Annotated in this window: 15 protein-coding genes; 12 read left to right on the top strand and 3 right to left on the bottom strand. The window is 38.5% G+C overall.

The annotated features are described in order from the left end of the window. Positions 1-10 precede the first annotated feature (10 nt). Both M313_RS23735 and M313_RS0115200 read left to right on the top strand, forming a co-directional pair. A complete protein-coding gene (locus M313_RS23735; RefSeq protein ID WP_010197236.1) occupies positions 11-928 on the top strand; it encodes a glycosyltransferase family A protein in 918 nt (305 codons plus the stop codon). 44 nt (positions 929-972) lie between these two features. Further along, positions 973-1,770, top strand: coding sequence for a glycosyltransferase family 2 protein (locus tag M313_RS0115200; protein WP_010197233.1), 798 nt, complete (start codon positions 973-975; stop codon positions 1,768-1,770). A gap of 23 nt (positions 1,771-1,793) precedes the next feature. On the opposite strand, the gene M313_RS0115195 is transcribed toward M313_RS0115200, so the two are convergent. Next, complete coding sequence (locus tag M313_RS0115195) at positions 1,794-2,168, bottom strand: hypothetical protein (protein WP_010197231.1); 375 nt, start codon at positions 2,166-2,168, stop codon at positions 1,794-1,796. Positions 2,169-2,377: 209 nt separating this feature from the next. Here M313_RS0115195 and M313_RS0115190 point away from each other — a divergent pair, with 209 nt between their 5' ends. The 7 genes from M313_RS0115190 (at position 2,378) to M313_RS0115160 (ending at position 10,902) form a co-directional block, all read left to right on the top strand. Next, complete coding sequence (locus tag M313_RS0115190) at positions 2,378-3,754, top strand: O-antigen ligase family protein (protein WP_010197229.1); 1,377 nt, start codon at positions 2,378-2,380, stop codon at positions 3,752-3,754. A gap of 45 nt (positions 3,755-3,799) precedes the next feature. Then, on the top strand, positions 3,800-4,678 hold the full coding sequence (gene galU, locus M313_RS0115185) for a UTP--glucose-1-phosphate uridylyltransferase GalU (protein ID WP_010197228.1): 879 nt from the start codon (positions 3,800-3,802) through the stop codon (positions 4,676-4,678). Between the two features lie 21 nt (positions 4,679-4,699). Further along, positions 4,700-6,007 carry a UDP-glucose dehydrogenase family protein gene (locus tag M313_RS0115180; protein ID WP_010197226.1) on the top strand — a complete coding sequence of 436 codons (1,308 nt, stop codon included), beginning with the start codon at positions 4,700-4,702 and terminating at the stop codon, positions 6,005-6,007. An 88-nt stretch (positions 6,008-6,095) separates the two neighbouring features. Beyond that, positions 6,096-6,596: a hypothetical protein gene (locus M313_RS0115175; RefSeq protein WP_010197224.1), complete on the top strand. Its 501-nt coding sequence runs from the start codon at positions 6,096-6,098 to the stop codon at positions 6,594-6,596. 59 nt (positions 6,597-6,655) lie between these two features. Next, positions 6,656-8,710, top strand: a complete 2,055-nt coding sequence (locus M313_RS24660; protein WP_010197222.1) for a S8 family serine peptidase — start codon at positions 6,656-6,658, stop codon at positions 8,708-8,710. A gap of 143 nt (positions 8,711-8,853) precedes the next feature. Continuing rightward, the gene (locus tag M313_RS0115165) at positions 8,854-9,618 is read left to right on the top strand and encodes a glycosyltransferase family 2 protein (protein WP_010197219.1); all 765 of its coding nucleotides are present in this window, start codon (positions 8,854-8,856) and stop codon (positions 9,616-9,618) included. Positions 9,619-9,840: 222 nt separating this feature from the next. Then, positions 9,841-10,902, top strand: a complete 1,062-nt coding sequence (locus M313_RS0115160) for a glycosyltransferase family 4 protein (RefSeq protein ID WP_010197216.1) — start codon at positions 9,841-9,843, stop codon at positions 10,900-10,902. A gap of 152 nt (positions 10,903-11,054) precedes the next feature. Here M313_RS0115160 and M313_RS0115155 read toward each other — a convergent pair whose 3' ends face one another. Continuing rightward, a complete protein-coding gene (locus M313_RS0115155) occupies positions 11,055-12,038 on the bottom strand; it encodes an LCP family protein (protein ID WP_010197215.1) in 984 nt (327 codons plus the stop codon). Between the two features lie 18 nt (positions 12,039-12,056). Next, entirely contained in the window at positions 12,057-12,695 is a 639-nt protein-coding gene (locus tag M313_RS0115150) for a YigZ family protein (protein WP_010197214.1), read from the bottom strand. Positions 12,696-13,049: 354 nt separating this feature from the next. Between M313_RS0115150 and M313_RS0115145 the strand changes: the two genes are divergently transcribed. From M313_RS0115145 to M313_RS0115135, 3 genes are all read left to right on the top strand, one after another. Next, the gene (locus tag M313_RS0115145) at positions 13,050-14,192 is read left to right on the top strand and encodes a sensor histidine kinase (RefSeq protein ID WP_010197213.1); all 1,143 of its coding nucleotides are present in this window, start codon (positions 13,050-13,052) and stop codon (positions 14,190-14,192) included. A gap of 25 nt (positions 14,193-14,217) precedes the next feature. Beyond that, a complete protein-coding gene (locus tag M313_RS0115140; protein WP_010197211.1) occupies positions 14,218-14,937 on the top strand; it encodes a response regulator in 720 nt (239 codons plus the stop codon). A gap of 159 nt (positions 14,938-15,096) precedes the next feature. Continuing rightward, a complete protein-coding gene (locus tag M313_RS0115135; RefSeq protein ID WP_010197208.1) occupies positions 15,097-15,939 on the top strand; it encodes a DegV family protein in 843 nt (280 codons plus the stop codon). Positions 15,940-16,011 lie beyond the last annotated feature (72 nt).

The raw sequence follows: 16,011 nt of genomic DNA, 5'->3' as shown, positions 1-16,011 counted from the left end.
GAGAGCATATATGAATAATGTATCTGTCATCATCCCTACACATAATAGACCGCATCTTTTGCTTCTGGCCTTGCAAAGTATAGAGGAGCAAACGGAAAAGCCGGACGAAGTTATGGTGGTTATGGATGGTGAGGACAGAGAAACGGAACGGTTCCTGAACGGATATGAGAACGACCATTTTACATTTCGATACCTCAAAATACCTAAGAGTAAAGGTGCTTGTTATGCACGGAACTTAGGTGCCGAAAATGCGGCAGGGGATATTTTGATGTTTTTGGACGATGATGATACGTGGGAGCCTGGAAAAATTAAAAGCCAGCTTAAAGAATTTGAAGTGGACCAAGATGTTGGCTTAGTATATTCAGGGAAATTAGTTGTATATAACACCAACCGTAAAAAGGTGATTAGAAGGATTCCTGCTACGGTAAAGGGTAACCTGTATCCCAAAATATTTGAAGATAATTATATCGGCACTACTTCATCCGTTGCAGTTAAAAAAGAAGTATTTCAACAGGCTGGTGGTTTTGATAATAATCTGCCTGCCATGCAAGACTATGATTTATGGATAAGATGCTGTGAACGGACAAAAGTGGCTCATGATAATCAATATAATGTCAGATATACTATTGCAAAAAATGCAGCCAATCAGATTAGTGGGAAAAGCGAGAATCACCACCGAGCATTAACGTATCTTTTCGATAAATACCGTAAAGTACTGGAGGGGAAATCCCCTACGCTCCAAAGAAGATTCAAATCATCAAGATTCTTGCATCTCTCAAAGGCAGTTCATCGAAATAATTATCTATATTCATTAAAGTATTCTTTAAAAAGCATTTACTATTATCCAAATATAAAAGCGGTAGCATTATTCTTACCGCCTTTCTTACTAGCATTTATTTCATTATTTCAACCAGGAAGACGCAACTGACATGCACGAGGTTTTAAAACAGAAGATGGTGAGGGCGATAAGAAATGATTAGTGTTGTCATACCTACACTAGGAACGAGAGAAATGGAATTAGAACGATTATTCCAAAGTCTCAGTGACCAGACGTATCAAAATTTTGAAGCCATCGTGGTTTCTCAAGATAATCATGAAAAAGTAGGCACCCTTCTTGCTAATTATTCATTTGCTTATGAGCATGTTTCTTTAGATAGAAAAGGGCTGTCTTACTCAAGAAATATGGGAATTAACTATACAAAAGGTAATATTGTTACATTCTCTGATGATGATTGTTGGTACGAGCCTCATGCATTTTTGGAGGTTCATAACTACTTTGAAGAAAACAATGGGGGAATTGTTTGTTACCAAATCTACGACCCGGAGAAAAAAGAGTACTATAAGGATTATCCGAAAAATGCTCAGGAGAGTTTAAAGTTCCAAGATTTATTTAGAAAGTCTTCTATTGAAATTTTCTTGAATCTTCAGATTGTAGATAAGGAAAAGGTTTCTTTTGATGAAGATTTCGGGCTTGGAGCAAAATACCCAAGCGGGGAAGAGAACATTTTCCTTCACATGATGCATAAAGAAGGGTATCAAATCAGTTATGTACCAAAGGTTGTCGTCTATCATGGCAAGCCTAGCATGGACACGAGGTTAAATTTTAAAGCATTCTCCAGCAAAGGGCCACTGTTTAAAAGAATTTTTAACACTCCAGTTGGATTTGCTATGCTGACCTTTTTATTTATTAAGAAGTTCAATTATCTCGAAAGACCATTTCCTTTTTACATTGCGTCATTGAAAGAGATGCTTCAATACAAAAAAAAGTAGAAAACGTCCGCTAAGGCCGTTTTCTACTCCATATTACCGGTTGTATCATAATTAGGAAATTCCAATTTCTCTAATTTATATTCACCGTTTTCTTCTTTCCAGTCTGAATAATAGACCATCTTTCCATTTTCATCAAAACGATATAACTCATCAGTAACCATGATATAGCGGGTTTTGTTGTAGTGTTCTAATGTCCACTTTAGTTGATTGAAGTCGTCCTCTTGGATGTCGCTATCACTGGCAACCATGTCTGAGAAGTGACTCCATTCAAGAGACTCTATATTGCTCCTCACATAATGATCACCTTCTAGAGGAGTTCGAACAACAAGGACACTATCCCCGCATGCGGTTAAGAATATTGATGCTATTGCGAATAAACTAAACAGTTTTAACTTCATTTTCTTCCCCCATAAGCGTTATTTCTTAGCCGTACTATTTGACCAGATGGGATATATTCTTCCCATATTATATAGTTTTTTTTCTATAAATCAAATGAGTTGTGGCAAAGTGGGCAAACTATTTAACGTTGGAACGGTATGTGCTATTATATCTAATTAGGTAAGTCGAAAAAAGTAGAAATAGATCAGAAAAGGATTGGTAATATCAAATGGGTTATTTTCTAACAGCATTGAAACAGCATAAGGAAAAAATAATTCTTATTATCATGGGATTATTCATGTTCTTGGCGCCTTATTCCGTTTCAGGCATCTATCAAAAGTTGACACCAGTTCCATCATCCGTCTTAGCCACTTTTTTAACAACAGGGGTATTGTTTCTTTTGCTTCTTGTTCATTTTAAAGACAGAAAACAATTGAATCCCTTAAGCATTGAACAAAAAGCGTTTTTAGGCTCCATTTACATACCGGGTATTCTTGCCATATTGGCAGCTTTCTTTAACTTGACAGTGATGTTATCTGTTCATTATGTAGACTACATCACACAGGCGTTACCCAACAGGGTAATTAATCTAACATTATTTTTAATGCTGTTTTATGCCTTCTTTAAGCTGGTATCCTTTTTGGATAACAAGGTGCTTTTATCCATTACTAGATGGTATTTATTCGGAGTTTTAATTGTAACCGCAATCGGGATATGGCAATTTCTTCATTTCATGTTTGGTTATCCGATGATTGACCTAAATACCAGATCTTTTGTACATAGCGTAGAATCAAACGTACTATTTAATTTCCGGTTAACGTCAATTACGGACGAGCCAAGTTATCTTGTACCGTTTTTAATTGATGCTCTCATTATTGGGCTAGTTTTATATGCCAGTAAGAAGAAATACTTTCTTCTTGTCTTCATCCCATGCATGTTCGTGTTGATTTTTTCTTTTTCTGTCAGTGGATATGCGAATATGGCTCTATTAATAGGCTTTATAGTAGTCATTTTCTTCACAACAAAGTTAGAAAACAAGAGGAAGATACTGAAGTACACCCTTTACGGGCTAATTCCAGTCGCAATTCTTATGATTTTACAGTGGGATTTCGCCTTGCAATTGTTACAGCCTATTACAGGTAGGTTTGATACGTTGTTTGATATTCACAGACATAGCAGACTGTATATGCTGGTTATGCCTATTGCCTGGCTATTTGACTACTCCTGGGTTAATAGTATATTCGGATTTGGTCCGGGGAGCTATTGGTTCTTGGCACAAACGAAATTTCTATACCATCAAGGTCCGCTTAGTGTAACATCTAATAATATTTTTATTGATTTATTATTTGAACATGGAGTTTTCGGATTCCTATTAGTTACCGCAATGTTTGTCTATGTTTTTTATCGTTTATTTAAAGTACGTAACGAGCATAAATACTTTTTATATTCGCTCATACTCTGGGTGCATTTGGCTATCACATCCATGTACCGTTCAGACTTTGTATCACCAAGATTTTGGGCGATTGTAATTATTATCTTTATTTTTGTGGAATTAGGGAAAAGAGATAAAGGAATGTCTACACTATCAAGATTGAAAAGTAGATGACCCTAAAATTATACAACTAATTTAAAGGATTGAGGTGTTGGGATAATGAAAGTGAAAAAGGCGATAATTCCTGCAGCTGGTTTAGGAACAAGGTTTCTGCCGGCAACAAAAGCACAACCAAAAGAAATGTTACCCATCGTGGACAGACCGACGATTCAATATATTATTGAAGAAGCTATTCAATCAGGAATTGAAGAAATACTTATTGTAACAGGCAGAGGAAAACGTGCAATTGAAGATCATTTCGACCGTTCCTTGGAACTTGAAGAAACGTTGTTGGCAAAAGAAAAGTTTGAACAACTCGATGAAATTAAAAAAATCTCGGAAATGGCAGATATTCATTATATACGACAGAAAGAACCAAAAGGGTTGGGACATGCCATTTGGTGTGCAAGAAAATTTATCGGTAATGAACCATTTGCCGTTATGCTTGGGGACGATATTGTTGTTTCTAAGGATCAGCCTTGTTTAAAGCAATTAATAGACGAATTTGAAGCGAAAAACGCTTCTGTTATCGGTGTGCAGGAAGTTCCTAACGAAGATTTATCCAGTTATGGGGTAATTGACTATGACCATGATGAAAGTGGAAAAGACTCATTTAAAGTTAAGTCGCTTGTAGAAAAACCTTCTGTGGAAGAGGCCCCTTCTAACTTGGCTATCATGGGTAGATACGTGCTGACTCCTGAAATCATTGATGTACTGGAAACGATTGAACCTGGAAGAGGAAACGAAATACAATTGACGGATGCACTTCAAGAATTAACGAATTCCCAAGATGTCTATGGATTCCATTTCAAAGGGACAAGATATGATATAGGAAATAAATTCGGTTTTATTCAAGCTCAGATTGAATTTGCGCTAATGAGAAATGATCTAAAAGAGCCTGTTGAAAAATACTTAAAAGATTTAGTCCGCAACTTATAGAATAGCGAGCGAGGGATTAAGATGAATATTTGTGTTATTGGAACAGGTTATGTTGGACTTGTTTCCGGAGTCTGTTTTAGTGACATAGGAAACAAAGTCACTTGCGTGGATATTGATGAAAATAAAATTAGTAACTTAAAAAAAGGGATTATCCCTATTTATGAACCAGGATTGGAAGAACTGGTACTGAAAAATATTAAAGAAAATCGTCTTTCTTTTACAACTCAGTTGGATAATGCTTTAGATGAAGCAGACGTTGTCCTTATCGCAGTGGGGACTCCTCCGAAAGAAAATGGGGAAGCAGACCTCAGGTTTGTTGAAGCGGTTGCTACGTCAATCGGGAAGAACCTAAATGGTTATAAAGTGATTGTTACTAAAAGTACGGTACCTGTTGGAACAGGGAAGTGGGTTAAAGGTATTATTGAAAAAGAAGCCGGCAATTCTAACTTTGATGTAGCATCTAACCCTGAATTCCTTCGTGAAGGTTCTGCTATTTACGATACGATGAATATGGAAAGAGCAGTAATCGGAGTGGAAAGCGATAAGGCGAAAGAAGTGCTAACAGAGCTTCATAAACCTTTTAATACAAATATTGTGGTTGCTGATATTGAAACGGCAGAAATGATTAAGTATGCCGCTAATGCATTTCTAGCGACTAAGATTAGTTTTATTAATGAAATTGCCAACATATGTGAACTTGTCGGAGCGGATGTAACAAAAGTAGCAGAAGGCATGGGATATGATAATCGAATTGGAAAAGCCTTTTTGGCTGCCGGGATTGGTTATGGAGGGTCTTGCTTCCCTAAAGATACAAATGCTTTGATTAATATAGCAGCAAACGTAGGTTATAACCTGAGAATAGTAAAAGATGTTGAAAACGTTAATGCCATGCAACGATTCCGTGTATACGATAAAGTAAAAGAAGCATTCAATGGGGAACTAGAAGGGAAGAAGCTTGCTGTACTTGGATTGGCATTTAAACCTAATACAGACGACATGCGTGCTGCTCCTTCTATTGATGTTATACCGAAATTATTGGAAGACGGTGCAGATGTAATTGCGTATGATCCGGTAGCAATGGCAAATGCCAAAAGAGAAATTGCAAACTTAAATACTGTGAATTCATATGAAGAAGCTGTCCAAGGTGCAGATGCAGTAATTGTCCTTACTGACTGGAAGGAATTCAAGGATCTTGATTTAGCTGATTTAAAGAAAAAGCTGAAGCAACCTGTCTTGATTGATGGTAGAAACATGTTCGACCTCAATCAAATGGCGGACCTTGGGTATTATTATGCATCGATCGGAAGAAGGACGGTCAACAAGCTTTAAAAAGTATAAGAACAAAAAAGGAAAGGTGTGCAATATTTGCACATCTTTTGGTCTTGTATAGAATAAACGCATTAATGAGGTGTGTTGGGTGAAAAAACGTTGGAGAAATATATTACTATTGCTTTTTAGTATTATCTTTATTTCAGGCTTTTTCTTTTTAGATAGTGAAGAGGTCCTTTACAATCAAGAACCACAAGAAGCAGAAGAAATCAGTGTGGGTCAACAGCGGAATATCATGTCTTATATTGAAATTGCTAAATTTAAATTTCATAATCTAACGGTAGAAGAGCATTATCCAAATCCAGAGGACATGACTCGTGAGGAATTAGAAGGATACTTATCCAATTATTTTGCAGAACCGATGTTAAGTGATCTAGTCGATTATTGGTCTGGAGAAAACGAAGAGATGGGTGCCTTTATCGAACAATTTCTTTCTTTAAGTTCTGAAATTGAAGAAGCAGAATATATCCATTTAGAAGATAAAGAAGTGCTCGTACGTTGGGTAGATGAAACATTTAATATTGAGGTAAATCTCACAGTCGAAAGAAACGGAAACGGCTGGATTATTAAAGACGTAATGTTTATCTGAAAAAACAACAGTATAAAACAGACAAAAGAGAAACTAAGGGGTATTGGGGAGAAAAGACGATGAAAAAAAGCTTAGGTTTAATTCTAGTAACGCTCTTGTGCTTTACCCCTCTTTTCGACAAAGAGGTTGTGCAAGCTTCTCAAGATGAGCACATGAGGATAATTGTCAAATATAAAGAAAAAGACAATTATTCTTTTAGTAAAGCAAAACCACAAATAAAAAACATTAAAAAGAAAGACTTTAATAAAATTAAAAAAGATCTTGAAAGCCAAGATGAAGTGGAATACGTAGAAGAGGATAGTTTCTTCTATTATACAACCACAAATACCAGTATAGACGACCCCCACTACCCATTTCAAAAAGATTACTTACAAGTGATGGATGTACAGGAAGCGTGGTCAGAATACGAGCAACAATATAAGCCTGTCGTTGCTGTACTTGACTCAGGGATAGATCCTGATCACCCTGATCTTAAAGACAACATGGTAAAACCTTATAATATCATGTCGCCAAGTAGTATGCCGGTGGACGAAATTGGCCATGGGACACATGTAGCCGGTATTGTCGGTGCCAAAACCAATAACGGCAACGGCATAGCATCCATTGTTAAAGATACATATTTAATGCCAATCAAAGTAGGAGATCGCCATGGTGCTTTTGCTTCTGATATTGCCTCCGGTGTTGATTATGCAGTCGAGAATGGTGCAGACATCATCAACATCAGTATTGCAGGGGAGAAACAAAACAGTACGTTGAAAGAAGCGATTGATAAAGCGGTAAAGAGTGGCGTAATGGTAGTAGCTGCAGCCGGAAATAATTCTTCTAATACAATAGAGTATCCAGCAGGCTATCCAGGAGTCATGTCTGTAGGGGCATCTAATTTAGCAGGTGGAATAGCTGATTTTTCAAATTATGGTGACTCTGTCGCTGTAGTTGCTCCTGGAGTTGAAATATTTAGCGCACTGCCTACTTCTTTTTCAAATAGCATTAGCGGTTACGGAAAAATGAGCGGTACAAGCATGGCAGCTCCATTAGTTTCTTCGCAAGCAGCTATGCTGAAAAGTACTGACAAGAATCTCACAGGTCGACAATTAAAGGAAATCATAGAAGAATCAAGCAAGGATGCCTCTAACTTTCCAATCAGGCTAGGCCGAGTAAATGCAGCAGGTTCTCTTCAGTATTATCATGAAAAAAACAGGATATCAGGAAAGAATTCTTTGGAAACTTCAGTCGAAGTTGCGAAAAGAGGCTGGGATACTGTTTCTACATCCACCCTGACAAAGGGTACCCGTGTTTTGAAAGGGAATTTCGCAATTTTATCCAGCAACAAAACTTTTGCAGACAGCCTATCGGTAATTCCTTTGGCTTATAAAATTAATAGTCCTATCTACCTGTCAGAGAAAAGCTTTTTACCACAGGGGACCATTGCTTCCATGAAAGAACAGGGAGTAGACCATGTGATTGTAGTCGGAGGAGAACAGGCTATAAGTAAAAGTGTGCAGGATAAACTACACGCTAATGGAATGAAATCAACACGGATTTCAGGAAAAACACGCTATGCTACAGCTGTGGAAATAAGTAAGTTTGTAGCAGAAGAAAATGGGGAAGTAATGATAGTGAATGGAAAGAGCTTTCCGGATGCGTTGTCTGCTTCAGTTGAAGCGGCCAAACGAAATATGCCAATAGTATTTGTAGAACAAACATGGGTCCCAAGTGCTACAAAAGATTTTCTTCAGTCCCATAATTTTACCCGTAAATATATTATTGGTGGCACTAAACCCATTAGTGAATCCGTTCAAAAAAACTTACAAGCGACACGAATTTCTGGAGCAGATCGTTACAAAACTAATGTTGCTGTTGCCGAATACTTTAATTCATCCTATGATGGGTACTATTTTGCTACAGGAGCAGATTTTAAAGATGCCTTGACTGGAGGATTGCTGGCTGCGAAGCAAGGTAAGGCATTGATACTTGTACGTCCTGAAGATATTGATTCTTCCACAGAGAGTTATCTTATAAATAATCACCATGAGGAATTCGGGATACTTGGCGGCAGACAGGCTGTTCATTCCAGCGTTTTGTGGAAAATTGACAAAATTCTTTTGGGCAATTAATATTTATTAAGATTAATAGATGCTAGGTTTTAATGGCTATCGATATTCGATAGCCATTTGATTATTTTTGTAAGGAATGTAAAAGAAAGTATAGGTAAACATAATTAGTAACATTGCTTAATTTTTGGTAGGAGGAATTAATCATGAATGAACGAAACCATTCTCCTTTAGTGACAGTCGTTACACCTGTATATAACGCAGAAAAACATATTGCAAGCTGCATTGAGTCTGTGCTTAATCAAACATATGAGAACTGGGAAATCATCCTTGTAGATGATCAATCAAGTGATAACAGTGTTTCTATTATAAAACAATATGCAAAAAATGATGCGCGAATTAATTTAATACAACTAGAAGTCAACAGTGGTGCTGCTGTCGCTCGTAATACAGCTATTGAAGCAGCAAAAGGTAAGTATGTGGCATTTCTTGATAGCGATGATATGTGGGTGCCGACAAAACTTGAGAAGCAAATTGCATTTATGGAAGAGAAGGATATTGCCTTTTCCTTCACTAAATATTCCATTATTGATGAAGACGGAAATGACCTAAATAAAGTGGTCGGTGTACCTGATCAAATTGATTATGACGGTTATTTAAAGAATACAATTATTGGATGCTTAACTGTTGTCCTTAATATTGAAAAACTTGGCAAGATGAAAATGCCGTTGATTAGAACCAGACAGGATTTTGCCTACTGGCTTTCTATCCTTAAAAAGGGCTATATTGCTTATGGTATTCAGGAGAATTTAGCTAAATACCGGTATGTCGAAGGATCTATTTCCAGTAATAAATTCAAAACAGCGAAACGAAATTGGCAAGTTTATCGTCAAATAGAGAAGCTGGGATTTTTTAAGTCTGTATGGTGTTTTGTAAATTATGCTTACAATGGCGTTCGAAAACGGGTTTAATGGGTATATGACTAAAGAAAAAGTGAGTGCTGTTTACGCTTAAGTCATCCATATTACAACATGGACACCTAATATTACATTTACACATTTATATTTTCAATGCAGAAAATATCTGTTAAAATGACAAAGGGTGCGATACAAGCAATTGGATAATTAAACTAGACATGTTTGTTCCTCAAAGATGAAATGCTAAAAATAAGAACAAGAAATTAGGTGACGACAATGGATTTACAATTAATACTTGCTTTCGTAGTGTCATTCATCACCGTCCTCGTTATCACGCCATTGGTCATAAAATTCGCTCATTATATTGGAGCAACCGATAAACCGAACCATCGAAAAGTTCACCAGAAGATCATGCCTCGTCTAGGGGGACTAGCGATCTTCATTGGTGTTGTTGTAGGATATATATTTGTTGGTCTATACGATCAAAGAATTACCGGAATTACCATAGGGGCATTGATAATTGTCCTGATTGGAGTCTTTGATGATAAGTATGAATTAAAAGCAAGAACAAAGCTTGTAGGGCAAATAGCCGCTGCAGGTGTTATAGTTTATACAGGACTTAAAATTGACTTCATTACCATCCCATTTATCGTGGAACGCCTTGAATTAGGCTGGTTGTCCATCCCTATTACTATTTTGTGGATTGTCGGGATAACAAATGCGATCAACCTTATTGACGGATTGGATGGGCTTGCAGCAGGTATATCAACTATTGCTATTGCGACTATCGCAGTAATTGCAGGTCTTGGTGGTAAAGAGTTAATTTTGACGCTATCCCTTATTATCTTGGGTAGCACCATTGGATTTTTGTTTTATAATTTCCACCCAGCTAAAATCTTTATGGGAGATACAGGTGCACTGTTTTTAGGCTACTGCATTTCCGTATTATCACTACTTGGGCTTTATAAAAGTGTGACTCTTTTCAGTTTTGTCATCCCGATTATTATCCTCGGTGTGCCAGTATTTGATACAGCATTTGCGATCATTCGCCGAATCTTGAACAAGCAACCAATATCTGCACCTGATAAAAGTCATTTACATCACAGGTTGTTGGCTTCAGGTTTGTCCCATAGGAATACGGTGCTTGTCATTTACGGATTCGGTATCATCTTTGCAGCATGTGCAATCTTTTTAACTTCTGCAACCATCTGGGGTACGATTTTAATTACCGTACTGCTTATCATCTTGATCCAGTTTATTGCAGAACTTGTAGGTATCTTTAACGAACAGAACAAGCCGTTTATGAAGTTCTACAGGAAAGTATTTGGAAGACATTAATTAATCCATAAGTCACCTATCAAAAAATGATAGATTGATAGATGTTATATAAGAGCCAGACCCTTTGTTGGGTTTGGCTCTTTTATTGTGCGCGGTGTACACGTGGGCGTGGGGACAGGAAAAAACCTCCCCGGGGAACGGGAAGGCTAGTGTTATAAATCATCTTCTGCAGGTTGTATTTCAAGGTGAGAGCGGATCGAACTGCGAACTTCCTGTATACTTTCATCGTAAGGGACGAAGTAGTACACACCACCAATATAAGAGTCTTCTCCCTCAATATTAATGGTTTCGATATCATTGGATTTAAAGTTGGCGAACTGCTGTGCCAATCCGAGTCCTTGAGCCATTCTTACATTTGTTTCAACATTACTTCCAAGTTCTCCAGCAATTTCATCCACTTTAAACACATTTCGTGGTGATAAGATTTTGTCGATGACGGCTGCCATGATCTGACGTTGTCTGTCATTACGCCCAAAGTCTCCCCTAGGATCTTGTTTCCTCATTCTTGCATAAGCAAGTGCTTTCTCGCCATCTAACTCCATTTTACCTTCATAAAAATTAAGTCTTTTTCCTGTTTCATCACTTGTTTCGTAAAAATCAAAAGGAACATCCACAGTAACACCGTCAACGATGTTAATAATATTTTTAAAACCTTCAAAGTTTACTGTTGCGAAATAATCAATCGGAACATCTAGAAAATACTCAACTGTTTCAATGGTTAAATCTTTCCCGCCATATGAATGAGCATGATTTATTTTTGTTTCTTCATTTCTGTCTGGTATGGTTACTAAGGTATCACGAGGGATGCTGAGCATTTTCATGGTTTTGTCTTTAGGGTTAATGGTTGCAACAATGAGGGTATCGGTTCTTCCATTTTCGCCACCTGTTGAATAATCTTCCACACCCATAATTAATACTGAAAAAGGATCTTTACCTATTTCTATTTTTTTGTCACGTAGATTCGACTTCTCTCCACGATCTATTTCTGTATAAGCGCTATTCGCAGCTTGGAACGTTTGATAAAATACATAGCCACCATAAGCAACTACAGAAAGAAGAACAATAACCAAAAACATAAGGACCCGTTTCAGAACTCTCTTCTTCCTATTTCTTCGTTTTATTCTTGAGTTATTCAATGTTTAGTCTCCTTTAGGCTAGAGTACCACATCTGTCTCTCTATACAATAGCTTTCCTTCAGTTGTGTTATTTTTTCCGTGTGTTAAATCAATTATCCAATTAAGGTAGTCTTCTTTATTCAATGCTGGGATAAGCACATTAACTTGTACATTTTCTTGGTACTCAATATTGTCAATGATATAGGTGGATGAACGCACTTCGTTTTCTACTTTACCTAGCAGTGTGTAATCAATAGTTGTATGCATAACTTGCATCAAGTTGCGCTCCACTAGTCCTGTAGCAGAAAGTCCTTCTGAAGCAGCCTTTCCATATGCACGAATTAATCCGCCTGCACCAAGTTTAATCCCACCAAAATAACGGGTAACTACAACTACCGTATCTTTTAGTTTTTTCTTTTTCAACACTTCAAGCATCGGGACTCCGGCAGTACCGCTTGGTTCACCGTCATCATTGGCTTTTTGAATTTGAGCATGTTCACCAATAAGGTAAGCAGAGCAATTATGGGTTGCATCACGATACTTTTTCTTTATTTCCTGTATAAAGCTTAGAGCTTCATCTTCTGTAGTCGCACGACTGATATTAGTAATAAATCTTGATTTCTGGATAATTATTTCATGCTCTCCATTACCTTTTACGGTATAGTAGTGAGATAGCAAACCGGCAACTCTCCTTTTCCTGCTCAAAACATTTGGTGACATTAAAAGAGCCATAATATACATTATAAATCGAGATAGGGGTCGACATCAAATAAAATATAGTGCTTAATTCCTTAGCTAAGCAAGATTCGACAAAGTTTAATCCGATTGTAATAATAATGTTATACAAGTAAAACTTTGGTCCGATATAATAAGGTGTGGACAATTTTCGACAGGTACCCCCACAAAGGTTTGGAAGAATTGGAATGATATAGCATATAGTGTCTTTCTTCCTTTTGGGTATAATGTACTATAAAAATAAAGAAGTATTGGCGATATTCTTTTAAGAATACAGGGTCTTTTGGAGGATGTCCTATGTCTCGGAAAGTTATAAACTCTAAACAATTAGACATGATTATTGAACAGATGGTGAAAACCGTTGAAGTGAGCAAGGACGAGATTTTTGAAATCGGGGAAAGCTCCCGCAAAGAATTTGAGAATCTCGGAAAAGAATTAAATGCGGTCAAGCTGGAAGTGGCACAGCTTATCCACAAACAGGACAAGCTGGAGGTCCAGGTCCGGCATGCAAGAAACCGTCTTTCAGAAGTGAGCAGACAGTTTAAAAATTATACAGAAGATCAAATTAGACAAGCATATGATCATGCACATGAGTTGCAGTTGGAACTTCATACGATTTCGCAAAAAGAGGCCCAACTTCGCAACAGAAGAAACGAGATAGAGCGCAGATTGTTGAATCTTGAAGAAACCATCACGAAAGCGGATCGCCTTGTTAGTCAAGTTTCGGTGATTTTAAACTATGTCACAGGAGATCTTCAACAGGTCGGCCAGATGATTGCCGATGCCTCAGAGAAGCGTGATTTTGGCTTTAAAATCATGGAAGCGCAAGAGGAGGAACGCCGGCGTCTTTCTCGGGAGATTCATGATGGACCTGCGCAAATGCTGGCCAATGTGATGATGCGCTCCGACTTGATTGACCGGACTTTCCGGGAGCGGGGCCCTGGGGAAGCTCTTTCAGAGATCCGCTCCCTGAAAGTAATGGTGCGCTCCGCTCTATATGAAGTGCGAAGGATTATTTACGACCTTCGACCGATGGCACTCGACGATCTTGGGTTGGTGCCTACTTTAAAGAAATATATTTCGACTATCGAGGATTATCATAACGGATATCCGCAAATTGAATTTATGAACCTCGGAGTGGAACACCGCATTTCCTCGAACCTTGAGGTAGCAGTGTTCCGGCTTGTTCAGGAGTCGCTGACAAATGCCATAAAGCATGCTGAGGCAAGCTCCATCTATGTAAAATTAGAAGTGAAACCTACCCATATCATTGTCATTGTAAAAGATGACGGAGTAGGATTTGATACGACAGAAAAAAAAGAAAAGTCGTTTGGTTTAATTGGAATGAGAGAAAGAGTGGAACTGATCAGCGGAGAAATGGACATCCAATCCTCGGCTGGCAAAGGAACTACCGTCTTCATCAAGATTCCGTTAGGCTAAAGATGTATTTGGGAGGATGAGAGGAATGGATACGACAAAAATCGTGATTATTGATGATCATCAGCTTTTCCGTGAAGGAGTTAAACGCATTCTTGATTTTGAAACTAACTTTCACGTTGTGGCAGAAGGTGACGATGGGGAGGAAGCGTTGGAACTAATGGAAAAGCATGATCCAGACGTCATCATCATGGACATCAACATGCCGAAAGTAAATGGTGTGGAGGCTACAAGACGTTTAGTGGAAGCTAACGCGGAAGCAAAGGTCATCGTACTATCCATTCATGATGACGAGAATTACGTTACACACGCACTGCAAACAGGTGCACGCGGGTATCTTTTAAAAGAGATGGACGCAGATGCATTAGTTGATGCTGTCAAGGTGGTTGCGGATGGTGGGTCATATCTTCACCCGAAAGTAACGCACAACCTTGTAAGGGAATACCGTCGTTTGACGGAAAATGGTGTGCGAAGCGGTGTACGTGGAGGCAATGGCGGTGGCTCAACGGCTACAACGTATCAACAAATTGAAATTCGCCGCCCGCTTCACTTGTTGACTCGCCGGGAGTGCGAAGTGCTTCAGTTGTTGGCTGACGGAAAGAGCAACAAGGCAATCGGGGAAGCGTTGTTCATTAGTGAGAAGACGGTTAAAAACCATGTAAGTAACATCCTTCAAAAAATGAATGTAAATGACCGTACACAAGCTGTTGTTGTTGCAATCAAGAATGGCTGGGTAGAGGTTAGGTAGCCTTGGGGATTTTTGTCTCCAGGGTTTTTTTTGTGGGGTTGCTAATGGAGGAGTATGCTAATCCCAATTTAAATCAAACAATAGATGAAACTTATTGCCGTTTCATGTACAATCTATAATAGATAACAGAAATACTTTTGTATAAGGAAGGTCTACAATATGAAAACGGCGATTGTTACAGACAGTACTGCCTACATCTCAGCAGAATTACGCGAAAAGCATGACATACATATGATCCCGTTAAATGTAATCTTCGGGAATGAATCGTACCAAGAAGAAGTGGACATCAAAGTAGAGCAATTTTACGAAGAGGTCAAAAATAGCCGCGAACTCCCATCAACTTCCCAGCCGGCAATTGGCGAGTTTGTTTCGCTTTTTGAAAAACTTGCTAAGGACTATGATGCCGTGGTGAGCATTCATCTTTCTAGCGGCATTAGTGGTACTTTTCAAGGTGCTGTTGCAGCGGGTGATATGGTGGATGGAATCGAAGTTTACGCATTTGATTCCGAGATCAGCTGTATGATCCAAGGCTTCTATGCGTTAGAAGCAGCGGAACTGGCTGCAGAAGGAAAGTCTCCCGAGCAAATTATGGAACGATTGAACGTTATGAAAGAATCTGACCGAGCTTACTTTATGGTAGACGACCTTTCCCACTTGCAGCGTGGTGGCCGTTTAAGCAGTGCCCAAGCGATTGTCGGAAGCCTTTTGCAGGTGAAACCACTGTTGCATTTTGTTGATACGAAAATCGTTCCGTTTGAAAAGATTCGTACTCGCAAAAAAGCGGTCAAGCGTATTCATGATTTGTTTGATGAAGATGCTTCATTGGGAGTCCCAATGCGCGCGTGTGTGATTCACGCGAATCGTGAAGCGGAAGCGGAAGAGATGAAGAAAGAGCTTGAACAGAAATACCCGCATGTGGAGTTTTTCTTGAGCTACTTCGGCCCGGTAATTGGAACGCACCTTGGTGAAGGTGCATTGGGGCTTGGGTGGTATAAGCGATAGGATAATATTGACGCGACAACATCGAGAGTATGGAAAGGCATCAGGAGCAGTGGGTTGCTTGGGGTGCCTTTT

Source organism: Bacillus sp. m3-13, assembly GCF_000175075.1.
Classification (GTDB): domain Bacteria; phylum Bacillota; class Bacilli; order Bacillales; family Bacillaceae_I; genus Sutcliffiella_A; species Sutcliffiella_A horikoshii_C.
This window is presented reverse-complemented; position numbering and strand designations above follow the sequence as displayed.